General features: G+C 38.5%; 20 protein-coding genes and 2 pseudogenes. 12 read left to right on the top strand and 10 right to left on the bottom strand.

From position 1 onward, the window contains the following. Window positions 1-5 precede the first annotated feature (5 nt). Complete coding sequence (locus DVJ99_RS00430) at window positions 6-920, bottom strand: cation diffusion facilitator family transporter (protein ID WP_105993142.1); 915 nt, start codon at window positions 918-920, stop codon at window positions 6-8. 196 nt (window positions 921-1,116) lie between these two features. Beyond that, a complete protein-coding gene (locus DVJ99_RS00425) occupies window positions 1,117-1,497 on the bottom strand; it encodes a GtrA family protein (RefSeq protein WP_114602722.1) in 381 nt (126 codons plus the stop codon). Window positions 1,498-1,670: 173 nt separating this feature from the next. Here DVJ99_RS00425 and DVJ99_RS00420 point away from each other — a divergent pair, with 173 nt between their 5' ends. The 3 genes from DVJ99_RS00420 to DVJ99_RS00410 all read left to right on the top strand — a co-directional run bounded on the left by DVJ99_RS00420 (window position 1,671) and on the right by DVJ99_RS00410 (window position 5,227). After that, on the top strand, window positions 1,671-2,864 hold the full coding sequence (locus DVJ99_RS00420; RefSeq protein WP_114602721.1) for a putative multidrug effflux MFS transporter TcaB: 1,194 nt from the start codon (window positions 1,671-1,673) through the stop codon (window positions 2,862-2,864). Between the two features lie 123 nt (window positions 2,865-2,987). After that, window positions 2,988-3,602 (top strand): C39 family peptidase, encoded by a 615-nt coding sequence (locus DVJ99_RS00415; protein ID WP_105993139.1) that lies wholly within the window; start codon window positions 2,988-2,990, stop codon window positions 3,600-3,602. A 224-nt stretch (window positions 3,603-3,826) separates the two neighbouring features. After that, window positions 3,827-5,227: an amino acid permease gene (locus DVJ99_RS00410; RefSeq protein ID WP_114602720.1), complete on the top strand. Its 1,401-nt coding sequence runs from the start codon at window positions 3,827-3,829 to the stop codon at window positions 5,225-5,227. A gap of 48 nt (window positions 5,228-5,275) precedes the next feature. Here the strand turns inward: DVJ99_RS00410 and DVJ99_RS00405 are convergent. Next, a pseudogene (locus tag DVJ99_RS00405) lies at window positions 5,276-7,106 on the bottom strand (APC family permease). A 197-nt stretch (window positions 7,107-7,303) separates the two neighbouring features. Here DVJ99_RS00405 and DVJ99_RS00400 point away from each other — a divergent pair. Continuing rightward, window positions 7,304-8,812, top strand: coding sequence for a serine hydrolase domain-containing protein (locus DVJ99_RS00400; protein ID WP_114602719.1), 1,509 nt, complete (start codon window positions 7,304-7,306; stop codon window positions 8,810-8,812). 105 nt (window positions 8,813-8,917) lie between these two features. Here DVJ99_RS00400 and DVJ99_RS00395 read toward each other — a convergent pair whose 3' ends face one another. Next, complete coding sequence (locus tag DVJ99_RS00395; protein WP_114602718.1) at window positions 8,918-10,312, bottom strand: MFS transporter; 1,395 nt, start codon at window positions 10,310-10,312, stop codon at window positions 8,918-8,920. Between the two features lie 243 nt (window positions 10,313-10,555). Between DVJ99_RS00395 and DVJ99_RS00390 the strand changes: the two genes are divergently transcribed. From DVJ99_RS00390 to DVJ99_RS00360, 7 genes are all read left to right on the top strand, one after another. Then, window positions 10,556-12,325: a sensor histidine kinase gene (locus DVJ99_RS00390; protein ID WP_114602717.1), complete on the top strand. Its 1,770-nt coding sequence runs from the start codon at window positions 10,556-10,558 to the stop codon at window positions 12,323-12,325. After that, window positions 12,322-13,083: a response regulator transcription factor LytR gene (locus DVJ99_RS00385; RefSeq protein ID WP_114602716.1), complete on the top strand. Its 762-nt coding sequence runs from the start codon at window positions 12,322-12,324 to the stop codon at window positions 13,081-13,083. The genes DVJ99_RS00390 and DVJ99_RS00385 overlap by 4 nt, the downstream gene beginning before the upstream one ends. 245 nt (window positions 13,084-13,328) lie before the next feature. Beyond that, on the top strand, window positions 13,329-13,790 hold the full coding sequence (gene lrgA, locus DVJ99_RS00380; RefSeq protein WP_114602715.1) for an antiholin-like murein hydrolase modulator LrgA: 462 nt from the start codon (window positions 13,329-13,331) through the stop codon (window positions 13,788-13,790). Then, window positions 13,787-14,488 carry an antiholin-like protein LrgB gene (gene lrgB, locus DVJ99_RS00375; RefSeq protein ID WP_114602714.1) on the top strand — a complete coding sequence of 234 codons (702 nt, stop codon included), beginning with the start codon at window positions 13,787-13,789 and terminating at the stop codon, window positions 14,486-14,488. The genes lrgA and lrgB overlap by 4 nt, the downstream gene beginning before the upstream one ends. Before the next feature lie 329 nt (window positions 14,489-14,817). Next, window positions 14,818-15,177 carry a DUF3147 family protein gene (locus DVJ99_RS00370; RefSeq protein WP_114602713.1) on the top strand — a complete coding sequence of 120 codons (360 nt, stop codon included), beginning with the start codon at window positions 14,818-14,820 and terminating at the stop codon, window positions 15,175-15,177. A gap of 18 nt (window positions 15,178-15,195) precedes the next feature. Beyond that, window positions 15,196-15,558 carry a DUF3147 family protein gene (locus DVJ99_RS00365; protein WP_114602712.1) on the top strand — a complete coding sequence of 121 codons (363 nt, stop codon included), beginning with the start codon at window positions 15,196-15,198 and terminating at the stop codon, window positions 15,556-15,558. Between the two features lies 1 nt (window position 15,559). Then, on the top strand, window positions 15,560-16,108 hold the full coding sequence (locus DVJ99_RS00360) for a TetR/AcrR family transcriptional regulator (protein WP_114602711.1): 549 nt from the start codon (window positions 15,560-15,562) through the stop codon (window positions 16,106-16,108). 94 nt (window positions 16,109-16,202) lie between these two features. Here DVJ99_RS00360 and DVJ99_RS00355 read toward each other — a convergent pair whose 3' ends face one another. The 6 genes and pseudogenes from DVJ99_RS00355 to DVJ99_RS00330 all read right to left on the bottom strand — a co-directional run bounded on the left by DVJ99_RS00355 (window position 16,203) and on the right by DVJ99_RS00330 (window position 21,629). After that, the gene (locus DVJ99_RS00355) at window positions 16,203-16,970 is read right to left on the bottom strand and encodes an alpha/beta hydrolase (protein ID WP_114602710.1); all 768 of its coding nucleotides are present in this window, start codon (window positions 16,968-16,970) and stop codon (window positions 16,203-16,205) included. A 75-nt stretch (window positions 16,971-17,045) separates the two neighbouring features. Then, window positions 17,046-17,735 (bottom strand): ABC transporter permease, encoded by a 690-nt coding sequence (locus DVJ99_RS00350; RefSeq protein ID WP_114602709.1) that lies wholly within the window; start codon window positions 17,733-17,735, stop codon window positions 17,046-17,048. Then, the gene (locus DVJ99_RS00345) at window positions 17,735-18,679 is read right to left on the bottom strand and encodes an osmoprotectant ABC transporter substrate-binding protein (protein WP_114602708.1); all 945 of its coding nucleotides are present in this window, start codon (window positions 18,677-18,679) and stop codon (window positions 17,735-17,737) included. The genes DVJ99_RS00350 and DVJ99_RS00345 overlap by 1 nt, the downstream gene beginning before the upstream one ends. A gap of 33 nt (window positions 18,680-18,712) precedes the next feature. Further along, window positions 18,713-19,342, bottom strand: coding sequence for an ABC transporter permease (locus DVJ99_RS00340; protein WP_114602707.1), 630 nt, complete (start codon window positions 19,340-19,342; stop codon window positions 18,713-18,715). After that, window positions 19,342-20,576: pseudogene (locus DVJ99_RS00335) on the bottom strand (betaine/proline/choline family ABC transporter ATP-binding protein). Before DVJ99_RS00335 ends, DVJ99_RS00340 begins: the two are co-directional and overlap by 1 nt. A gap of 456 nt (window positions 20,577-21,032) precedes the next feature. Further along, window positions 21,033-21,629: a YdeI/OmpD-associated family protein gene (locus DVJ99_RS00330; RefSeq protein WP_114602706.1), complete on the bottom strand. Its 597-nt coding sequence runs from the start codon at window positions 21,627-21,629 to the stop codon at window positions 21,033-21,035. A 489-nt stretch (window positions 21,630-22,118) separates the two neighbouring features. On the opposite strand from DVJ99_RS00330, the gene DVJ99_RS00325 reads away from it, so the two are divergent. Beyond that, window positions 22,119-23,753, top strand: a complete 1,635-nt coding sequence (locus DVJ99_RS00325) for an APC family permease (protein ID WP_114602705.1) — start codon at window positions 22,119-22,121, stop codon at window positions 23,751-23,753. Window positions 23,754-23,822: the final 69 nt, after the last annotated feature.

Below are 23,822 nucleotides of genomic sequence, written 5' to 3'. Positions count from 1 at the left end.
TTCAATTAAGAATGATTGTAATCTTTATTATGCACTTCATGATGTCCTTCTGCCTCTGGATGATACGGTTCTGGGTGGACATAAACAGAAGAAACACCTTGTTCATGCATATATGTTTCCACACGATCGCAGATTTCATGTGCTTCTTGAAGCGTCAAATCTGGTTCAACCACAATTGTGACATCCACAAAGATACTGCTGCCGTGATAACGGCCTTTGATACTTTTAACAGCTAACACATCAGATACTTCTAATACATCTTGACGGTATGTCTCTAAATCTCTTTCATTAAAGCCGTCGCTTAATGTAAAGATTGCTTCTCTGAAGATTGAGAAACCTGTATAAACAATTAAGAAGCCGAGAATAATGGCTAAAATAATATCGACTATCGGCATACCGAATTGTGTAAAGATCAAACCGACACCCGTACCTAAACTGACAATACTGTCTGACATATTATCGACCGCTGAAGAATGGAGCGAACGGCTTTTTGTTTGTTTCGCGAGTCTGAAGTTATACAATGCGACTGCCGACATAATCGCACCACTGATTAAACTGATAATAATTGTGACTGGATTCGGTGTATGATAATCATTTAAAAAGAGTCTTGGAAAATCTTGAATAATGACTTGTACACCGACAAACATAATAATGAATGAAACAAGCAATGAAGCAATATTCTCAGATTTTAAATGACCATACGGATGATTTTTGTCTGGCGGTTTGATAGATATTTTCAAACCGACAATCACCGCAATGGAGACGAGAATATCTGTCATATTGTTTAACGCATCTGCACGTACAGCAGCAGAATGATAGATTGTACCTACAATATATTTAGCAACCGATAAAACAATATAGGTTACTAAACTTAAATACGCGCCCTTTTGTGCACGCTTCAAATTCAGACTTTGCGACATTGGATGTCCCACCTTTTTGTATAATTCATTTTAAGTATGCGGCATTTTATAGCGGGTTTCAATTTTTTCATTTTTAATTATTTTTTTATTTCTTGGGCTAAATTAATAGTTAGTCTCCCCTAATTTAAGAACACATCCTCCCCTTTGAAAAATAAAAAAGCGAGATGCGTTGTTTTATACACATCTCACTGGATCTTCAATCTCTTAAAATATATTTAGAAAGTACAAACGTAACAGGTATTGTAATGATCAGACCGGCAAATGGCGCAATGACTGATGAGATATGAAACCATTGTACAAAGATATACAACAGCACCGTCTGCATCCCCATATTTACCACCTGTGTAAGCGGAAACTGAATAAACTTCTTCCATGTTGGTTTGACTTTATAGACAAAGTAACAGTTCAAATAATAAGAAATCACAAAACTGACAATGAACCCTGTAATATGACTGATAAGGTAATTAATGCCTATTAATTTAAGCAGTAATAAATAGACGATGTAATAGTTCAATGTATTAATGCCGCCTACAATAATAAACTTGATAATTTCAAAATGCGTTTGCGTTAATTTCATCTCTCGTGCACCGTCGCTTTTCTTAATAATATCTCTATTGCTACGTTATTATAACACTTACAAAATTCAATTTTCACTTATTTTGAAAATGTCTCAGACAATCAAAAAATTTGCGTTACATTTTTGTCGATAACTACTATAATGAAATGAGATTGAAGAATAGGAGAAAAAATATGATTAAAACTGAACAATCACGACTGCCCTTGATTATGATTATTGTCTTAGGGGCTATGACCGCATTCGGTCCAATGTTAGTAGATATGTACAACCCTGCTTTGCCGCAAGTGAGAGATGATTTTGATGTATCTACATCAACTTCGCAGCTTACATTGTCATTTGTCATGATTGGTATGGCACTTGGACAATTTGTCTTTGGGCCATTATCAGATGTATACGGACGCAAAAAGACTGTGCTTTCGATACTGATCGGTATCGCAGTTGTCTCTGTCGCATGTGTCTTTGTATCATCCATCAATGTATTTTTAGTACTGCGTTTCTTCCAAGGTCTGCTGGGCGGCGGTGCGATTGTAATCGCCAGAGCTACTGTCAGCGACCGTTACGAAGGAGCCAGTTTAACGCAGATTCTAGCCACTTTATTAGTTGTTAACGGTATTATTACGATTATTGCACCGCTTATCGGCGGTTATACACTAGCATTTACTTCTTGGAAAATGATTTTCATGGCATTAACGATTATTTCCTTGGTAATATTCGCAGTCGCACTGGTTAAAATGGAAGAAACCCATTCAGTTGCTCATGCGCGCTTGAATTTCTCAGAAATATTCAAAGACTTCGGACATTTATTAAGCAAACCGAAATTTGTGATTCCTATGTTAATGCAAGGTTTCACATATGTTATGCTGTTTAGTTTCGCAGCTGCATCACCGTTCATCACACAAAAAATCTATAACATGTCGCCGCAAGCTTTCGGCTGGATGTATGCCTTTATCGGTATCGGATTGATTGTAATGAGTCAGGTGACTGCTTTCTTAGTCAAATTTATCGAACGTGAAAAATTACTGCATATATTAACAGGTATTCAAATCTTCGGTGTAATCTTAGTTGTTTTTGCGACAGGTTTCCATTTGCCGCTGCCTATATTAATCGCATCTTTCTTTATTATGGTATGGCCGGTTACAGGTATCGGACCGCTCGGCTTCTCTTTAGCAATTGAAGAACGCTCAGGCGGCAGCGGAAATGCATCCAGTCTGCTTGGTTTATTCCAATTTATCTTAGGCGGAATTGTTGCGCCGCTTGTCGGTATCCAAGGCGGACAAAGTGTCGGACCGTTTATTTTGATTATCATCATCACAAGTATTTTAGTCATTATTTTAAATATCTGGTTACGCCAGTTAATCAAATCATAAGCATGATGTGAGCGAGATTTTTTATCTCGCTCTTTTTTATGTTCATTAAGTCAAAGTAATATACCTGAACCCTTGCAACTTCTATAATAATAGTAATAAGTCAAAATGTTTGGAGTAATCATAATGCAGAAAAAATTATTAAACGTCAAACCAAAGAGTCAATTATCCCCTATCCCGATGGTCATGGGATGCGAAGGCACAGCCGCTTCTATGCTTTTAGATTATAACCATATCTTCGTCCATCCTATTTCTTTAATGAAACGCTGGCCGACGCATCCAAGCAATCCGAATAAAGGCTATGTCGGTCATTTCTTGATGATTAAACCAGGTGCGCATCAAACCATTTTCCCAAATGCGTTTGTCCCTTATTTAAAATTGTACGATACACGTATTCAAGACGGTACAGGCAAATCACTGACAGAACTTGAAGCGATTATCGATCAAGGACAGCCAGTTTTGATTTATCACACTGTACTTGGACAAAAACCGCAGCGCCGCACCTTTAAAGTAGACGGCGGACGTAAAGAATGGGTATCGAACATTCATATCACACTGCTCATCGGTTATGATTCTGCACATTATTATTATATTGATCCATTATGGGCACAATTTGGACGCAAACTCTATGTACCGGCACTGATTCCATCCAAACATCAAATCATCAAAATACCTAAAGATAAAATGCGTCAAAGTTATGATTCAGCCGGCAGATTATGTATTTATCACGGTAAATTTTAATACTACATTTAATTTGTATAATGTAATAATCACTCGAATTACCTATTACCCTATTTATATGAGCATTAACAAAATTGTTTGATTCATTTAAATTATATTCTTTATTAAAGTTTCTTATAGTTATACATTAACAATTGCAATGTCCTAAAATTTTCTTTATCATAAGTAACATCATTTAACGTCAACCCCTTTGTCACATATAAATCTGAAAGGGTGTCAAAACTTTGGGACAGAAATTACAAAAAGACCTCAGCAATAGACATATACAATTAATAGCTATTGGCGGGGCAATTGGTACAGGTCTCTTTTTAGGGTCTGGCCAAACGATTAAATTAACAGGTCCGAGTATCTTTATCGCTTATATCATCATTGGTATGTTTTTATTTGCGTTTATGCGCGGACTTGGAGAACTTTTACTCAGCAATACACGATTCAACTCATTTGTAGATATTGCCAATGAATACCTGGGTCCGTTCGGCGGCTTTGTGATCGGCTGGACTTACTGGTTCTGCTGGATAGCTTCAAGCATGTCTGATTTGACCGCAATTGGCCAATACATAGCCTTTTGGCTGCCGCAGCTGCCGAACTGGATATCTGTACTCTTTGTAGTATTGGTATTGATTTCATTTAATATGTTAGGTGCGAAATTATTCGGAGAGCTGGAATTCTGGTTTGCGCTGATTAAAATTATCACAATTATCGCATTGATTGTGGTAGGACTTGTTTTAATCTTTATGTCAGCGAAAACAGAACATGGACACGCAGGATTCTCTAATCTTGTCGCACACGGCGGACTCTTCCCTCACGGTGCGTTCGGATTCTTAATGGCTTTCCAAATGGCAATTTATTCATTTATCGGCATTGAACTGATCGGTGTTACGGCCGGTGAAACGAAAGACCGTGAGAAAACTATTCCGAAAGCGATTAATAATGTACCAGTACGTATTTTATTATTCTATGTCGGTTCATTGATTATCATTACGTCTGTAGTACCTTGGAATACATTAAGCGAAAACTCAAGTCCTTTCGTAAAAGTATTCGGATTAATCGGGATTCCGTTTGCGGCAAGCTTAGTCAACTTTGTGGTTATCACTGCAGCGGCTTCCGCAACGAACAGCGGTATTTATTCCAACAGCCGTATTCTATTCGGTTTAGCTGAACAAGGATTAGGACCGAAAGCCTTAGGTAAAGTCAATAGTCATGGTGTGCCGCATATCTCAATGCTGATATCATCATTCTTATTATTGTTTGCGGCTTTATTAAACTATATCTTCCCGAACGCAGTTCAGCTGTTCATCTATGTCACAACACTATCAACCGTGCTGTATTTATTCGTTTGGACGCTGATCATCATTTCTTATATTATTTATGCCTTTAAGAATAAGAAAGAACATAAAAATAATGACTTTAAATTGCCGGGCGGACCTTATGCAGGTATGGTCGTACTCGCATTCTTTATCTTCGCATATGTCTTATTATTATTTACAGAAGAAACAAGAAACGCGTTGTTCGTCTCACCGATTTGGTTTATTATCGTATTTATTTTCTATCAAAAATATAAAAATAATGCACATGCCAATGTTGCTAAAATACGCGGCGATAAACAATCGAGCGCGGATGAATAAGTGCATGAAAAAGCCAGAGACAAAAGCGTCTCTGGTTTTTTGTTATATCTATTTAGTTAATTTCAACGGAATCATTGCTAGGATACAGTTCTTTTGATAGAACAACGTCCAGCGTAATAATACACCGGTTTGGTTATGAAGCAAGTTCTGCCAAGTTTTGTTAGTGATAAATTGCGGCACGATAACAGTTATGACAAAATGGTCATTTTCTGCTTTACTTCGGATTTTATCAATAAAGCGCGCTAACGGTTTAACCACACTGCGGTACTCTGAATGCAGCATGACTAAACGAATATCCGGATAACGTTGTTCCCATTTGGCCTGCATCGCTTTATCTTGTTCTTGGTTAAATGATACATGCACCGCAATAATATGATCAGATGTCATTTGTGCATAAGCAATCGATTTATCTACGATTGAGGATACAGAACTGACTGGAATCAAAGCTAAGTTTTTATCCACATGTTCTAATTCATTAAAGAAGTGCACCGTACTTAATTGATCAGCAATATCGCGATAGTGCGTACGAATGCGCAGTAATCCGACTACTACTAAAGGCAAGAAAATCAATATCGGCCATACTTGCGCAAATTTCGTGATTAAGAAAATCATAAAGACTAATAACGTAATCGTACCTCCGATGGCGTTTGCGGATAGTTTGAACAACCAGCCTTTCGGACGTGTTTTCACCCATTTAACTACCATACCGTATTGTGCAAGCGTAAACGGAATAAATACCCCCGTAGCATATAACGGGATCAAACTTTCAGTCTGTCCTTTAAAAACGATGATTAAAATAATCGCAATACTGCCTAAAATAATCATCGAATTAGAATAACCTAGACGGTCACCGCGTACAGTGAACATATGCGGCATGTATTTATCTTGCGCCATATTCGCCGCAAGCATTGGAAATGCGGTAAAGCCGGTATTTGCGGCTAAAATTAAAATCAACACAGTCGTTGCTTGGATAAAGTAAAAGGCCGCATTTTGTCCAAGTACATGCATAGCAAGTTGCGATAATACAGTGGTTTGCACTTTCGGTACAATACCGTACCAATAAGATAAGCCGACAATACCGACCAACATCAAGGCTAGAATAGTACCCATCGCTATCAATGTTTTCACCGCATTTTTCGGTGCAGGTGATTTGAAACTCATTACCGCATTAGAAATCGCTTCGATACCTGTTAATGATGAAGCACCAGATGAAAATGCACGCAGCAATAAAAAGACTGTGACACCAGAAACCATAGTGCCAGCTTGTGCATGGATATGCGGTGCTGCTTGACCGGTTGCTACTTTAAAAGTACCGATACCGATGACTATTATCATACCGAAGATAAATAGATAGACCGGGTAAGCCAATACTGCCGCTGAATCTGTAAGTCCTCGCAAATTCAAAATTAATATTACTGCTACAAGCAGACAAGCAATGAGTACTTTATGGTGATATAAAACAGGGAAGGCTGCGATAAAAGCATCTGCACCTGAAGAAATACTTACCGCTACGGTTAAAGTGTAATCTACAAGCAATGCACCGCCTGCTAATAAAGACAGCTTTTCACCCAAGTTATGTTTCGTTACAGTATAAGCCCCGCCTCCCGCGCGGGTATGCATAAATGATTTGTCTGTATGACAAGACCAAAGCTATCAACAAGACGAGTATACCTAGCGTAATCGGCAATGTGTACCATGACGCGGCTAAACTCAATGCAGTCAATGTCAATAAGATTTGTTCCGGACCATAAGCAACAGATGATAAAGCATCAGAAGATAAAATTGCTAATGCTTTCACCTTGCTGATCTTTTCGCTGGATAACTCTCTGTTGCGTTTAGGTTCTCCGATTAACAATTGTTTTAATTGTTTGATTCTCATGTGCCAAGACCTCTAAACTCACTAAAATTTATTACTCGAATGAACAGAATATACTCCTCTTTTAATGAAAAGTATAGTCTCAACACTCAAAAATCATAGAATTATCATATTTCGCAACACCTGATGCGAAATTTATTCCATAATAAAGCAGAAAAGACGTGCTATAATAATAAAAAAATCGACTGGAGTCCTGTCATGTGAAAATTAAACCTGCATCCTTTTATTCTCTGCTGCTTATTGGTCTGACCTTGATTTTCTTATTTGCCAGCTATCGTGTTGTGCTGCATTACACACACGATTCAACCAAGCATGCACTGCACCATTCGCTGCATCAATCTGTCGATCAACGGATTGAAAAAGTGATGAAAGCTGATCATATCCCTGGCATGAGTGCCGCATTGGTACATCATCAGCACGTTATTTTAAACAAAGGTTACGGCGAGGCAGATATTTCTAAGAAAATCAAAGCAGATGCCGACACACGTTATGAAATTGCTTCAAATACAAAAGCCTTTACCGGTTTAGCTGTTTTAGAATTGGCAAAACAAGGCAAACTCAAATTGGATGCGCCTGTGAGTGACTACATCCCTTGGCTGCACTTTACATATCAAGGACAAAAGAAAACTGTTACTTTAAAAATGCTGTTGGCACAAACAAGCGGGATTGATGATCAGCTGTCAGATGACCAAGAAGGCGAAGTACCAAAGTCGCGAGATAATTTAACCGGACGCGTCAAAAGTTTGAATCATGCTGAATTGCAAAGTGCACCGGGTGAAACGTTCAACTACGCAAACAACAATTATAATATTTTAGGCTTAGTTATAGAAAAAGCAACCGGTCAATCTTACGAAGACTACATGCATCAGCACTTTTTAACACCGCTTCAAATGCAGCATTCTTTCTTCAAAACAGATAAAGATATAGGGGCTGTTGCACAAGGCTATGTTTATGAAGACCACCAAAACAAAGCAGATAATCCGCCCTACTTTAAAGGCGATACACCAGCTGCATACTTAATCAGCAGTACGAGTGATTTATTACCGTTTGTCCAAATGAATCTGCAGCCTTCAAAAGCAAATGCTGATATTATTGCACAATCACATAAAGCATTTACCGACGTACCTGATCAATCACCAAAACAAGGTTATGGTGCAGGCTGGTTTATAGATAATACACAGCATCAAGTACTGCATCCCGGTACACTGCCTAACTATTCATCTATGATTGTACTAGATACAAAAGATAAGAATGCGGTGATTCTGCTGGCGAATTTGAATGCGCCTCATCTGCCTGAGTTAGCAGAAAACTTAATGTATCAGATTGAACATTATAAAAACATCTCTGCTTTCAACCATACTTTGTATCATCATGCCGAATGGCTGAGTGCTGGATTATTATTAATATTGGTATTATTTGCAGTATCCAGCGTTATCTTGATTCAACGTATGCATCTGCAGCTTATTAAAAGACCATTTGGTCCATGGTCGAAAAAATGGATGCTGATAATGATTCTGCTAATCGCAGCTGCTGTGGTCTATGAAATATGGCAGTTACCGTCAATGATAGCACCGCACACCCAATGGCAAGAAGCACTCGACAGCTTCCCTGCTGTATTAATTGCGGTCATGCTGTTTGGAAACCTTGCTTTGATCACAGGCTTAATCTGCCTGATTCAATTGTTGTATTTCAAACCAAAAGCAAAATAAAAACGCAGTACCGAATAGATAAGTTTCCCTCATAAACCTATCATCCGGTACTGCGCTTTTTTAATTTTCGTTACTGCTTTTTGCGTGGAACGTTTAATCTTCTTGTTAGTATGTGTCTCCCGTTGATTTCGGAACTAAAATCCACACTGTGATACAAGCGATAATGCCGAGCAAGATATTAAACCCGATACCTGCCATAGCACCTACTTGCAAGTTCACACTATGAGAAACTACTGTGTAAATCGTACCTGAGATGGCAATACCAAAGGCATTACCTAATGATGATGCCATTTTGTATATACCTGATGCTGTACCTACTTTATTGTCAGGTGCTGTAGATACTGCTGTGTCTGTAGATGGTGTCGCATACATACCTAAACCAAGACCGAATAATAGATAGCCGATAACACTTGATACAACATAGATGCCCGTCGGCAAGAATGTTAAAGCGATCAGCAGCATACCTAATGCGTTTAATAAGGCCCCAAACATCATCGGTCGTTTCGCACCGAGTTTCTGCATGATTTTCTCCCCAACACGAATCATCAGCAATACAGTAACTAAGTACGTAATACTCATCATTCCTGATTGGTTAGAAGTAAAGCCTAAGCCTTGTTGGAAATACGTATTTGCGACAATCAATGTTCCTGCCACCGCATTAAGTGCGAAGTTTGAAATCACCGCACCAGAATAAGCTTTGTGTTTAAATAATCTAAAGTCGATTAATGGGTTATGTAGTTTTTGTTCATAAATTACAAAGAATATCACTGCAATAATAAACACAACTGCTAAGCTTAAAATAATCGGTGATAAGAACCCGAAGTTTGATGTTTGTGTAATAATCACGTTTAAACTTAACATCATAATCGCTAATACAATTAAACCTACAACGTCTAGTTTATGTTTTTGCACATCACTATCCGCTGAAGCTTTTGTTTCAGGTGTGTGGCGTATTAAAATCATTGCCAGCAATGCGGCAATAATTGAAATAATGAAAATCCAGCGCCAACCTACGAATGTTGACATCAATCCGCCAAAGTAAGAACAGATACCTGAACCACCCCATGATCCGATTGACCAGTAACTTAATGCTCTTTGTCTGTCTTTGCCTTGATAATATTCATTAACAATGGCTAAAGTAGCAGGCATAATACATGCTGCAGAAAAACCTTGAATAACACGGCCTACAATCAGTAAAGCTGAAAAATCGGATACAATGATTAACAGTGAACCCACAACACTGAGTGTTAATCCGATATAAGTCATCTTTACACGCCCTACTTTATCTGCAATACTTCCGGCACCCACAACAAATAAACCGGAGAATAATGCAGTCAAGCTGACCGCAGTATTAATGATTCCTGCATTCGTATTAAAGGATTCTTGAAGTGTCGGCACAATGTTCAATACGGACTGCGCAAACAGCCAGAATGTGATAACACCAAGAATAATACCTAACAACAATCTGTTGTCGCCCTTGAAAGCTCTTGTTGCTGTCATATTAAATTCCTCCTATACCCCTGCAAAAAAATGAAAAAAATAGAGACTTGGCTTATGCTACAATAGCAATATAAACCAAATCTATCATTTTCAATATATGAAATATCTTACACCAAATTCAACTCAAATTCTATAATTACATATCACTCAAGATATTTATATGTGTTATTTTACATTGATAGTATAAATGATTATTATTTTTTTAGTTGTTATCACAAAATTCAATCAATACAGGTGATTCTATTGTTAAACTTATTTATGCTTCTGCTGGAACGCGTCGGATTGATTATTGTCCTTGCATATATCTTGATGAACTTCAATTACTTCAAACAACTGATGCATCAGCGGGAAACTTGGCGTGCCAAGTGGCAATTAACACTGATGTTCGTCATCTTTGCGCTCTTATCCAATGTGACCGGTGTCGTTATCAGAGACTCTCAAATATTATCCGGACAGTTGTACACACATTTAGCCCCTGATACTTCCCTTGCTAATACGCGTGTGTTGACCATCGGTGTATCCGGATTAGTCGGCGGACCTTTTGTCGCCTTGATTGTAGGTACCATTTCAGGTATTTACCGTTTTTATATCGGCGGTGCCAATGCATTTACTTATTTTATTTCTTCCTTATTAATCGCATTGGTCTCAGGCTACGTCGGCCGCTATTATTTAAAAGTACGCCGCTACCCTCCTATCTTAATAGGTATAGCAATCGGTGCGACTTTAGAAGTCATCCAAATGGCATGTATCTTAATCTTCTCAGAACAAACAGCACATGCTTGGTCGCTTGTCAGCTTTATTGCGATTCCGATGATTTTAATCAACAGTATCGGAACTGCCATCTTCTTATCGATTATCATTACGACTATCAAACAAGAAGAACAAATGCGCGGTGTACAAACGCATGAGGTTTTACAAATTGCCAATGAGACTTTACCTTATTTCAGGGAGGGTCTGACTGAGTCTTCAGCCTTCAAAGCCGCACAAATCATTAAAGACTTGATGCAAGTATCTGCTGTAGCGATTACCAATCGGCAGGATATTTTAGCACATGTCGGTGCCGCAAGCGATCATCACGTCCCGCAAAAAGAAATTCTGACGGATTTATCTAAAGCAGTTATTCAAAGCGGCCAAATTAAAGAAGCCCATTCCAAAGCGGAAATCGGCTGTCACCATCCGAATTGTCCGTTAGAAGCAGCAATTGTTATTCCGCTGCATATTCAAAATAAAGTTGTCGGTACTTTGAAACTCTATTTTACCGATGCACACAGACTGACCTTTGTGGAAAAGCAGCTTGCGACCGGACTTGCGAATATCTTTTCAAGCCAGCTGGAATTAGGACAAGCTGAAACACAAAGCAAGCTGTTGAAAGACGCAGAAATCAAATCGCTGCAAGCACAAGTTAATCCACATTTCTTCTTTAATGCGATCAACACTATTTCTGCTTTAGTGCGTATCGATAGTGAAAAAGCACGTAAATTATTATTGCAGCTCAGCCAATTCTTCCGTTCTAATTTGCAAGGCGCACGCAATAATACCATTACCCTGGATAAAGAACTCCAACAAGTCGAAGCCTATCTCTCCTTAGAACAAGCACGCTTCCCTGACCGCTTCACTATAGATTTCGACATCAATCCATCTGCACATAATGCTTTATTACCGCCTTTCATCATTCAAGTATTAGTTGAAAATGCGATTCGCCATGCATTCAAAAACCGGCGTGCAGATAATTTAGTAAAAGTCACCGTACAGCCTGCCGCTCAGCAGCTTTATGTAGAAGTCAAAGACAATGGTTCAGGTATTCCTGAAGATAAACTGCCTTATATCGGCAAAGGCATCGTACACTCTGAATCCGGAGGCACAGGCAGTGCGTTAGAAAACTTAAACTTGCGTTTATCCGGCCTCTACGGCCCAGCATCTTTATTAAAGATTCAATCCAGCGATCAAGGAACAACCGTCAGCTGTTATATTCCTTATCATTTTGATCATGACCAAGGAGGTGCGCTGCAATGAAAACACTCATCGTCGATGACGAACCTTTAGCGCGTAATGAACTCAACTATCTGCTCACACAAAATGGGCAGTTTGAAAAAATAGAAGAAGCAGAAACTATATCAGAAACACTGGAAAAAATGCTTTATGATACTTATGATGTCATCTTCTTAGATATTAATCTGATGAATGAAAGCGGACTGGATTTAGCTGAAAAAATCAAAAAGATGCAGCAGCCGCCGCACATCATCTTTGCGACAGCGCATGACAACTTTGCGGTCAGAGCCTTTGAACTCAATGCGACTGACTATATTCTCAAACCATTTGAACAAGCAAGAATCGATGCGGCAGTAGCACGTGTCGCAGCACAAATCCCACCCAAATCAACAGAACAAACAGAGACACTGCAGCAGCAAGACACTACCCCAGAAATACAGACAAACAAAGCACCAAGTGTCTTGCCGATTGAAGTGGATGAACGTATTTATGTATTAAATCAAAAGGATATCATTGCATTAAGTGTTGAGGCAGGCAAGACAACCTTGCACACTACTGAACAAGACTTTGTAACCAGCGAACCTATGAATAATTTCGCAAAGCGCTTAGATTCGCATCAATTTATCAGAATCCACCGTGCTACCATTATTAACAAAGCACATATTCAAACCATTGAACATTGGTTTAACTATACGTATCAAGTAACTTTAACCCATCAGCTGAAAGTACAAGTCAGCCGTTCTTATATGAAGTCTTTCAAACAAGCAATCGGGTTAGACTGATAGATCTGTGACTATCTGTTCACTTCACGCCTTTGTGCAAGTGAACAGATTTTTTGTTATTCGCCTTTTATTTTCTGCATTTCACACTTTGATGTGTGCAGACCATCCAAAATGATTGAATCTCAACTCGAGATTAATGCATCTCGCATTCCGTTTCTCGCATCTCATCGTGAAAAGGCACACAAACTAAAGTTTGTGTCCTAAACTATAGATAAGATATAGAAATGAACGGAGGCAGAAATGCTATGGAAAAATCAAAAACTGGCGCAAAACAAACAAGCAAAGCCCAAAAGACATATTCCTTTTTACATCAAGTCCTCGTCATCAGTGTAATTTTATTAATCTCAAAAATCATTGAGAGCTTTATTCCGATTCCAATGCCGGCATCAGTAATTGGTTTAGTACTGATGTTTATCGCATTATCAACAGGCATCATCAAACTCGGTGAAGTTGAAAGTGTCGGTACTGCACTTACAAACAACATCAGTTTCTTATTCGTACCCGCAGGTATCTCAGTAATCAACTCATTGGGTATTTTAAGCCAAAGTCCGATTCTAATCATCTTATTGATTATTATTTCAACGATTCTACTACTGTTATGTACAGGCTTTGTATCTCAAATATTAGTTAAAGGCGCACCGTTTGCGCGCAAATCTGAAAAACATTCAGTTAAACGTCACAATAAAGTAGCGGAGGAACATGCATGATGGAACATTTAGGTATTAATACACCCTATTTCGGTATCTTGTTATCTGTGATCCCATTCTTAGTCGCAACATATTTCTTTAAGAAAACCAACGGCTTTTTCTTACTTGCACCGCTGTTTGTCAGCATGGTGTTCGGGATTGTCTTCTTAAAAGCCACAGGCATCAGTTATGAAAGTTATAAAATCGGCGGCGACATCATCAACTTCTTCTTAGAACCCGCAACAATTTGTTTCGCGATTCCGTTATATAAAAAACGTGATGTCCTTAAGAAATTCTGGGTTAAAATTTTCGGCGGCATTGCATTAGGTACAGTTGTCGCATTATTTGGTATCTATGCGGTTGCTAAACTCTTCATGTTCGGCGGAGATATCGTCGCATCTATGCTGCCGCAAGCCGCAACAACTGCAATTGCCTTACCAGTTTCAGACGGTATCGGCGGCGTGAAAGAATTGACTTCACTCGCTGTAATACTCAACGCAGTTATTATTTATGCACTGGGCAATAAACTGCTGCGCTTCTTCCATATCGATAATCCGATTGCCAGAGGATTAGCATTAGGCACAAGCGGACACACACTCGGTGTTTCTGCAGCACAAGAACTAGGAGAAACCGAAACATCAATGGCGAGCATCGCGGTTGTGTTGGTAGGTGTGATTGTAGTCGCAGTCGTACCTTTCTTAGCCGGAATCCTAGTGTAACGACCTTTATTCCTACTACTATGATTCAAAGTTCTGAGACATCAAGTGCTCTCAGGACAAAACAGGAAGTTTTCATGGATGACATGAACAGCTTCCTGTTTTTCTTTTGCTTAAATTGACCGTATCTTACTTTCAAAGTATTCATAAATTCACTGATGTTTTTACTTAATAATAGCCAATATTTATGTAAGCGTTTTAATTTAAAATTTTACCGAAATATTCAATTTGTATTAGTTTTTCCTGTTTACAATCACTGATCATCGTATTACACTATTACTAAACGAAACGTTTCGTTTCAGAATAAAATCAGATTGGGATGAGTCAAAATTATGTTCGGCATTTCTTTAGTCAGTTTAATGATACGTTTCATCTTCGGCGGCTTAGCTGTTGCTTCTGCTACCGTCATTGCTTCTAAACTCGGGGGCAAACTAGGAGGTATCTTCTCTACATTCCCAGCAGTTTACTTAGCAGCGCTGGTTACTTTATCAGTCGATTTCCACGGCAAAGATTTAGTCTATGAATCAATACACCTTAGTGCAGGTGCAGTCATCGGTATTGTCGGCTGTATCATCAGTGTTGCTTTGACAGCTGTCGCTGTAAAACGCATCGGCTATTTGAAAGGCGCTGCCTTTTCAATTGGATGCTGGTTCGTTTTATCTTGTATCATTTTAGCGCTTAAACATATTTAATCGGAGGTTGAACAAAGAATGAAAATGCTATTGATTAAATTTTTAGCTGGAGGTATATCCGTTTCATTAAGTTATATCGTCTCTGTTATTATTCCTTGGAAAGAATTCGGCGGTATCTTTGCGGTCTTCCCTGCAGTCTTCTTGATTGCTTTGGTTGCATCAGGTATTCAATACGGAGATAAAGTAGCTGCACACGTCAGCAGCGGTGCCGTGTTCGGTATGACCGGTGTACTGTTCAATATTTTAGCTACTTGGTTAATGCTGGTCTGGACAAATAACTGGATACTTAGTATCCTAGTGGGAATAATCGTTTGGTTCTTAAGTGCGATTATTATCTTTGAAATAGTAGAGAAATTATCACATATGAAACGAGGTCATTAATATGGCAGGCAGACCAAAAGATCCTAAGATAAATATAAGGATTTTTGATGAGTTGGGACGTATGCTTGCACACGAATCCTATTCATCGATTACGATAGATGAGTTAGCGGAAAATACACAGATTTCTAAAGCCACTATCTATCGGCGCTGGAAAGATAAAGACTCGATGATTATCGATATGTTTTTAAACAAAGTGCATGCGAACGTCGCGATATACGGCGACTTTTTCGATGACTTATATAAAATGCTTTTAAACATTACACATATCTATAAAACGCCTTTAGGCAGAGCAGTCATTCAGATTTTATTGACGAACGAAGAAAATGAATTACGCAATCATTTTATGGAAGATTATTTCAATCAATATCGACAAAAGCTTAAAAAGATTATTCAGCCTCACATTCCGGCTGAAGACCATGATATGTTTATTGATTTAATCTTCTCACCTATTTATTTTAATATCTTAATCAAACCTGAAGCTTTAACAGATGACTACATTCATAAAATGTTATCAACAGTCATAAAAGCTTGGAAGAAAGATGAATCTTAAAGCATTCGCATCACGCTGCGAGTGCTTTTCTTTTATGCCATAAAAAATAGGCACACCTTTTAACGGCATGCCTGTCTTATTAACATATCTTCGCTTATTTTCTATCTTCCATAAACCAATCTAATGCATACTTAATGGCTTTATCCCAATAAGCATAATCATGTTTGCCCTCACCATCTACGAATTGATAAGGGACTTGTTTATCATCAAGATAATGAATAAAGTCTAAGTTATCTTGATATAAATCATCTTCTGTTCCGCACATGATTAATAATTTAGGAATATCTAACCCTTCTTTTAATGCTTGGTCTACTAAATAGTAAGGATCTAGCTCTGTGCCTCTGGCTTTTGTTTTTTCGCCGAGCAATGCTTTTTTAGAGAAGTCGTACCAATCAATATTCAGTAACCAGTCTGGTGTGAACACTGCAGATAACGGTGCAGCTTTTGAGAAACGGTCTGTTTGTGTCAAAGCATATTTGATTGTACCGAAACCGCCCATTGAATGACCAGCGATGAAATGATCTTCGCGGCGTTTTGATAAAGGCAAGATTTGAAGTGCATAATCAAAGACTTCTAATACATAATCATAATAACTATGGCCGTATGCCATATTTGCATAACCGCTGTGATCGCCAGCCGGCATAATTACAGCAATTTGATGTTCTTTTGCATAACGTTCTAAACTTGTAAACCTTAAATAAGATGTTTCGTCGCTTGATAAACCATGCAGCAGCAATAAAACTGGTAATTGCTTTGCGGGTGCTTGTGTTTCAAATTGTGTCGGTTCTTCTGGTAAAAATGCGTTGAAGCGTTGTTCTTTTCCTAATGTTTTTGAATCATAATTGACTTGCAGCCATGCCATAAGGCATCCTCCTTTAAATTGAAATATAAAAGGCACCGCAGCTTTTATTTCAAGTGCGGCACCTCTTTATCAAACTTATGCGTCTACACCTTGCGGTTGCGGACCTTTAGGTTTTCTTTTCTTCACTGGATCTAAGCGTTTCTCTAAGAATCTTAAAATCACATCAATCAAGACTGCGATTAATGCAATCGGAATCGCACCCGCTAAGATAAATGTTGTGCCGTCTGTAGCGTTTGTACCGCGGATGATAATATCACCTAATGTCGGCGCACCGATAAATGAACCGACCGCTACAACACCAATCGCAACAACAAGAGCGATACGCAATCCGCCGATGATGACAGATAACGCTAATGGTAATTCAATCATACGCAAAACTTGATTGCCTGTCATGCCCATACCCTTGCCTGCGTCTTTAATATTGTCGTCTACACCTAAAATACCTGAATACGTATTTTGGATAATCGGCAATAACGCATATAAGAATACTGTGAACACGACAGTGTTCGGACCTAAGCCCATCACTAACATCAGAATCGCTAACATAGCGATAACCGGTACAGTTTGAATAATGTTTGCGATAGTAATCACGGTTTTGGATAATTTACCGAAACGTGAAATCAGTATACCGATCGGAATACCGACAATCGCCGCAAAAATTACACCATACACGGACATTAATAAGTGCTGGAAGAAGAGTCCCCATAAATAGCCGGCGTTCAATGAATAATATTCAATCAGCTGTTGGAATAAATTACCTTTCATTATTTTTGCCCGCCTTTCTCATCATCAAAGTAATGATGTTTTTCTAAAAACTCTTCAGCTACGACTGCAGGTTCTTTACCTTCACCGTCTGCTTGATAGTTTAATTTCTGCATTTCTTTTGTTGAAATACGGTTTTCTAATTTCTCTAATGATTTGTCGATTTCTGGATGTTTCTTCAATAATTCATGTGTTGCGACTGGACTGGCATCATATGGCGGGAAGAAACGTCTGTCGTCTTTTAATACTTTCAAGTCATATGCTGCGATACGTCCGTCTGTTGAATAACCTAATGCAACATCTAATTTTTTACTTTTCAATGCGTCATATACTAAACCGATTTGCATCGGGCGTACAGTATCGAATGCGATACCGTATTCTTGCTTAAAGCCTGGATAGCCGTCACCTTTACGGTTTAACCAAGAACTATCCACACCAAGTCGCAATTCTTTTTCATGTTTCTTCAAATCAGAAACTGTATCTAAATCATATTTCTCTGCAGTTTCTTTCGTTACCATGAAGGCATACGTATTATCGAAACCGTAAGAATCATAGAATTTTTGATTTAATTTTTTGTCGAAACCTTCTTGTGTGACTTTCAATGCTTTTTTCGGGTCTTTAATCGGATCTTCGCCTAACGCCCCTACTAAGTCTGTACCAGTGTAACGTGTACCTGATACGTTCGCATCACCGTTCATCAGCGCATTATGCTGAATCGTACTTGAACCCATGTTGTTGATCAACGTAGGTTTCATTTTGCCTTTCGTATCATGTTCAATCATTAATCGAACCATATGCGACATAATTTGCGACTCACTTGTTGCGAGAGAAGTGATTTGTACTGAATCATCATCTGCACGACCACCGCCTAAACCAGGCAGACTGCATCCAGATAATACAACAAGACAAGTCACCATCAGAATCAAGTAATATTTAATCTTTTTCATAAAGTTCCTAATGTCCTCCCTATCTGGATATTTTTAAGCTTTCAAGCCTTTTGGTACTGCCCATTTTTCTACTCCGCGTAATAAGTAGTCGACAATTAATGCTAATGCTGTTACTAATACAGCTGCACTAATAATCATGACTGGGTTGAATAAGTTCAAGCCGTTGAAGACGAAGTCGCCAAGACCGCCTGCGCCTACGTAACTTGCCAGTGTTGCCCAGCTGATAACGTAAACACTAGATAAACGGATACCGCTTAAAATCAACGGCAGCGCTAAAGGCAATTCAACGTCTTTCATCAATTGTAATTTTGTCATACCCATACTGATACCTGCTTGACGTACATCTGGATTGATGTTTTGAACGCCTAAAACTGTGTTATTCAGAATAGGCAGCAATACGTAAATAAATAATGCAATAATTGCTGGTGTTTTACCTACACCGAAAATCGGAATCATGATTGCAAGTACTGCCAATGTCGGAATCGTTTGCAAGACTCCGGCAACTGTTAGAATAATGCTTGCTAACTTTTTAGTTTTAGCTAATAAAATACCGACCGGCACTGCTACAATGATGGCGATTAAAAGCGCAACAATCGAAATATAGAAATGTTCGCCGGTTTTTTGAAGCAGTTCACCGCCGTATTCTTGAAGGAATTCTTTCATTATCGCTCAACTCCTGCATCCGACTTATCCTTATGGTCTAATTCAACGGGTGCATCTTTAATCCCTACACTTTCAGGGTCTTCCTCTTTGCTTTCTGCTTCTTGTTGCGCATTTTCAGCACCTTCGCCCCAAATACTGTCATACACAATATCAACTAAGTTCGCACGTGTGATTAAGCCGACTAGTCTGTCATTATCATCGACAACAGGCACATTACGTACGTTACGTTTTAAGATTGTACGCACTGTATCTTGCAGCTTGCTGTTGACATGCACACGATAAATATCGCGCTGCATTGTATCGATTAATTCTTGACGTTTACGCAATCCTTGGTTGATATCTTCGATATCTAAATAACCTAAGAATTTATTTTGGTTCGTCACTACGAAAATCGTATCGATACGGTAACGGCGCATCACATCTACTGTGTGGTCTAACGTATCATCCGCTTTAACTGTGATTGGTTTAATCATCGCATCTTCAACCGTACGCATATTCGGACGATCTTGGATTAAGCGGTTTTGACCGATGAAATCGCTGACGAAGTCATTTGCCGGATGACGTAAAATATTATCCGGTGTATCATATTGAACAATTTTACCTTCTGACATAATACAAATTCTGTCAGCTAATTTAATCGCCTCATCCATATCATGTGTAACGAAGATAAATGTTTTGCCTAATTTCTGTTGAAGTTCTTTAACTAAATCTTGTAATGTATCACGTGTAATCGGGTCAAGTGCACCAAATGGTTCGTCCATTAAGATGATGTCTTGTTCTGCAGCTAATGCACGTACAACACCGATACGCTGTTGCTGACCGCCTGATAATTCAGATGGATAACGATCTAAGTATTCTTCCGGCAAGTCTACGAGCTTAATCAGTTCGCGCGCCTTCTTATCTTTTTGTCTTCCGGCCATTTCAACAATTTCGGAACCAAGACAATATTTTCTTTAATTGTCATATGCGGCATTAAACCGATTTGTTGGATAACATAGCCGATACTGCGGCGTAATTCTACCGCGTTCATCTTTCTGACATCTTTTCCATCAATCGTGATTTGTCCTTTAGTAGCTTCAATCATGCGATTGATCATACGTAATGCAGTCGTTTTACCGCTACCGCTGGTACCGATAAATGCTACAAATTCACCTGATTGGACATCCAGCGAGATATCATCTACAGCTTTCTTGCCCCCAGGATATACCTTAGATAAATTTTTAATACTAAGCATTAAAGTAATTCCTTTCTTTATCGAATTTGTTTAACCCTAAGTAAGTTCTAAGTTGCATCAAAGAACATGCAATATACAGCGTGTATCAACATTGCCCTATCAATAAAAAAATCACTTGCCCAATGTTTCAATAACTTACGGATAAGTTCCGGAACAAAGTCGCAAATGACTTGTTGAATGCAGCAGGTGTCGTTTTAATCAACTTCACCTTGACTACGTTATAATACAGCGCTGTTTAGAAGCGTCAGTTCTTTGTGAGTTTACAAATAATTATAATTTGTACTTTTGCGTTACTTGATTAATAGCGTACCTTTTAATTATAGCATAAACTATACTTTTTGGTCGGATTTAAAGTAATTTTTTTCGAAAAATGTTTACATTATTTTCATTTTTGATAAATATTGACACAACTTCTCTATTTATCATTAAATAGCAGGCTTACCCTTTTTCATACCGCTAATCATTCATGCCTTTGCCTGCAAGGATTTGTGCTTTGTATTTTTCAACACGCGCTTGTCTTGTCGCTTCACGTTTAGCTTGACCGATAAAATACATATATTGTCGTTGTCTTCCTGGTGTCAATTCGGAGAACGCTGCTTTAAGCTTTGGATCTTCATCTAAAGCCGCTTGCAAAGCATCAGGCATATCGTACTCTTTTGTCTTCTTCATTGTCACTTTTTTACCGCTTTGTTCAATCTCGACCGCTTCATTCACATACGCTTCAATCATATCTGCTTCTTGTTCTATTGCTTCTAATGAAGTAAAACGCAATTGTCTTGCTGCTTGAACATTTTTCGTTTGCTGTATCAACTTCTGGTCTTTATCCTTTAATAGCGCTCCTTTATGAAAGAGCAATGCACAATAATCTTTGAATCCATGAATCAATACGACATTCTTTCCGTTTAACGTATAACAAGGATGCATCCATTTATAATCCTCAGTTAACGCTTCATTCTTTAAAATAATTTTTCTTAAAGCTTTATACTCATCCTTCCAATCTGTCGCACGTTGAAAAAATGCTTCGGCTTTTTCGTTTATTGTATTTTTTTCCATAGCTGTTCTCCTTTTATTTACCATCACAGGTGTAATATACCATAACCGTTTCTGTACAAATCTAATCCTTTATAAAAATTACACATTGCGTGTCATTTAACTGGCTCAGAAATAATTTTCCACTTTTTTTATTAAGGTTTCTCAAACCCTTTATATGACTGAATTCTTTAAGGTTTTAAGAACACTAATAAGTATTTACGATTACTTAATCGTTTTCATAAAATGCATATTAACAATTCTATACATACCGTTATTACAACCTCTCTCCAAAATCTATATACAAAATATGTTGATATAACGTATTTTCATACATTTTTATTTATAATTTCCGACTTGAAAAATAATTGTTGACGTGACTTCTAATATCAGTATAATGTTCTACCATGAGTGAGGTTTGCCTTGATTTAAATCAGGGCATCTTCTTTAATGCAAGATAAAAAAAGAGAACAAAGCATGCATCAAGCTTCTCTAAATTATAGGAGTTTTGTTATGGAACATAATCAAAGCGGTAAAATAAGTCTTTCGCAGTTGGTCTTGCTTGGGCTGGGTTCATTAATCGGATCCGGATGGCTCTTTGGTGCTTGGGAAGCATCATCAGTCGCAGGACCAGCGGCAGTGATTTCTTGGGTCATTGGTTTTATCATCATCAGTTTAGTGGCCTATAACTATATTGAAGTTTCAGCAATGCTGCCCCAATCCGGCGGAATGAGCAACTATGCGCAATATACTCACGGTTCATTGCTCGGCTTTATTGCTTCATGGGCCAACTGGGTCGCGTTAGTCACAATTATTCCGATTGAGGCAGTATCTGCTGTCCAATACATGAGTTCATGGCCTTGGGAGTGGGCCAAGTTCACAAGTGTATTAATGAAAGAAGGTACAATCAGTAATATCGGCTTAATCGCTGTTTACGTGATTATTGTTATCTTCTCACTGTTAAATTACTGGTCAGTTAAACTATTAACTTCTTTTACAAGTTTGATTTCATTCTTCAAACTCGGTGTACCTTTATTAACAGTTATCTTATTACTGTTTTCAGGCTTCCATCCTGAAAACTACGGACAATCATTAAGCGGGTTCTTACCATACGGAACTGCACCTATATTTGCGGCAGTTACAGTTTCAGGTATTATCTTCTCATTTAATGCTTTCCAAACTATCATTAATATGGGGTCTGAAATTGAAAAGCCTGAAAAAAATATCTTACGCGGTATCGTAATCTGCTTATCTTTAACAGCATTGCTTTATGTCGTACTGCAAAGTGTATTCATTACATCCATGCCGGAAAGTATGCTGGCTGATAAAGGCTGGAAAGGCATTCAATTCGACTCTCCTTTCGCTGACTTAGCCATCTTGTTAAATCTGAATTGGTTAGCGATTCTGTTATACATTGAAGCCTTCGTATCACCATTCGGTACTGGCGTTTCTTTCGTCGCTTCAACAGGTCGTGTACTCAGCGCTATGGAAAAGAACGGTCATATTCCGAAAATACTCGGACGTATCAACAAGCAATATAATATTCCGCGTGTAGCCATAGCGGTCAATGCTGTCTTAGCCATGATTATGGTGACCCTCTTCAGATCTTGGGGTACGCTTGCGACTGTTATCGCAACATCAACATTGGTTGCCTATCTGACGGGGCCGACGACTGCTGTCGCATTCAGAAAGATGGGGCCGAAATTGCATCGTCCGTTCAAAGCACGTTTCTTAAAAATTGCTGCGCCGTTATCCTTTGTAATGACATCGCTCGCAATTTATTGGGCAATGTGGCCGACGACTGCCAAAGTTATCTTTATCATCATCTTAGGTCTCCCAATGTACTTCTATTATGAATATAAACTCAATTGGGAAAATACACGCAATCAATTACGCGGCAGTTTATGGCTGATTATTTACTTGCTAGTCCTTTCAGGACTCTCCTTTATCGGAAGCGAAGACTTTAACGGCATCAACTTAATCCACTATCCTTTCGACTTTGTTGTAGTAATTGTAGTGGCACTAGTCTTCTATAAAATCGGTATCGGCAGCTACTTTGAAAGCAAGTACTTTAAAAACGCTGTTGAACTTAATAAAACACTTGAAGAAGGTATTTCAAACCAAGAAAAAACGAAAACAAAAGCATAAAATGACCAGCCGATCTGATTCAATTCAGGTCGGCTGTTTCTTTTTGTGGTATGTTTAAGCAAAAGGAGG

Source organism: Staphylococcus sp. EZ-P03 (assembly GCF_003344575.1).
Lineage (GTDB): Bacteria > Bacillota > Bacilli > Staphylococcales > Staphylococcaceae > Staphylococcus > Staphylococcus simulans_B.
This window is presented reverse-complemented; position numbering and strand designations above follow the sequence as displayed.

Excerpts from the sequence above, each read along its gene's own strand:
- DVJ99_RS00430 (WP_105993142.1), bottom strand. The coding sequence starts at position 920 with ATGTCGCAAAGTCTGAATTTGAAGCGTGCACAAAAGGGCGCGTATTTA.
- DVJ99_RS00425 (WP_114602722.1), bottom strand. The coding sequence starts at position 1,497 with ATGAAATTAACGCAAACGCATTTTGAAATTATCAAGTTTATTATTGTA.
- DVJ99_RS00420 (WP_114602721.1), top strand. The coding sequence starts at position 1,671 with ATGATTAAAACTGAACAATCACGACTGCCCTTGATTATGATTATTGTC.
- DVJ99_RS00415 (WP_105993139.1), top strand. The coding sequence starts at position 2,988 with ATGCAGAAAAAATTATTAAACGTCAAACCAAAGAGTCAATTATCCCCT.
- DVJ99_RS00395 (WP_114602718.1), bottom strand. The coding sequence starts at position 10,312 with ATGACAGCAACAAGAGCTTTCAAGGGCGACAACAGATTGTTGTTAGGT.
- DVJ99_RS00385 (WP_114602716.1), top strand. The coding sequence starts at position 12,322 with ATGAAAACACTCATCGTCGATGACGAACCTTTAGCGCGTAATGAACTC.
- lrgA (WP_114602715.1), top strand. The coding sequence starts at position 13,329 with ATGGAAAAATCAAAAACTGGCGCAAAACAAACAAGCAAAGCCCAAAAG.
- lrgB (WP_114602714.1), top strand. The coding sequence starts at position 13,787 with ATGATGGAACATTTAGGTATTAATACACCCTATTTCGGTATCTTGTTA.
- DVJ99_RS00370 (WP_114602713.1), top strand. The coding sequence starts at position 14,818 with ATGTTCGGCATTTCTTTAGTCAGTTTAATGATACGTTTCATCTTCGGC.
- DVJ99_RS00365 (WP_114602712.1), top strand. The coding sequence starts at position 15,196 with ATGAAAATGCTATTGATTAAATTTTTAGCTGGAGGTATATCCGTTTCA.
- DVJ99_RS00360 (WP_114602711.1), top strand. The coding sequence starts at position 15,560 with ATGGCAGGCAGACCAAAAGATCCTAAGATAAATATAAGGATTTTTGAT.
- DVJ99_RS00355 (WP_114602710.1), bottom strand. The coding sequence starts at position 16,970 with ATGGCATGGCTGCAAGTCAATTATGATTCAAAAACATTAGGAAAAGAA.
- DVJ99_RS00350 (WP_114602709.1), bottom strand. The coding sequence starts at position 17,735 with ATGAAAGGTAATTTATTCCAACAGCTGATTGAATATTATTCATTGAAC.
- DVJ99_RS00345 (WP_114602708.1), bottom strand. The coding sequence starts at position 18,679 with ATGAAAAAGATTAAATATTACTTGATTCTGATGGTGACTTGTCTTGTT.
- DVJ99_RS00340 (WP_114602707.1), bottom strand. The coding sequence starts at position 19,342 with ATGAAAGAATTCCTTCAAGAATACGGCGGTGAACTGCTTCAAAAAACC.
- DVJ99_RS00330 (WP_114602706.1), bottom strand. The coding sequence starts at position 21,629 with ATGGAAAAAAATACAATAAACGAAAAAGCCGAAGCATTTTTTCAACGT.
- DVJ99_RS00325 (WP_114602705.1), top strand. The coding sequence starts at position 22,119 with ATGGAACATAATCAAAGCGGTAAAATAAGTCTTTCGCAGTTGGTCTTG.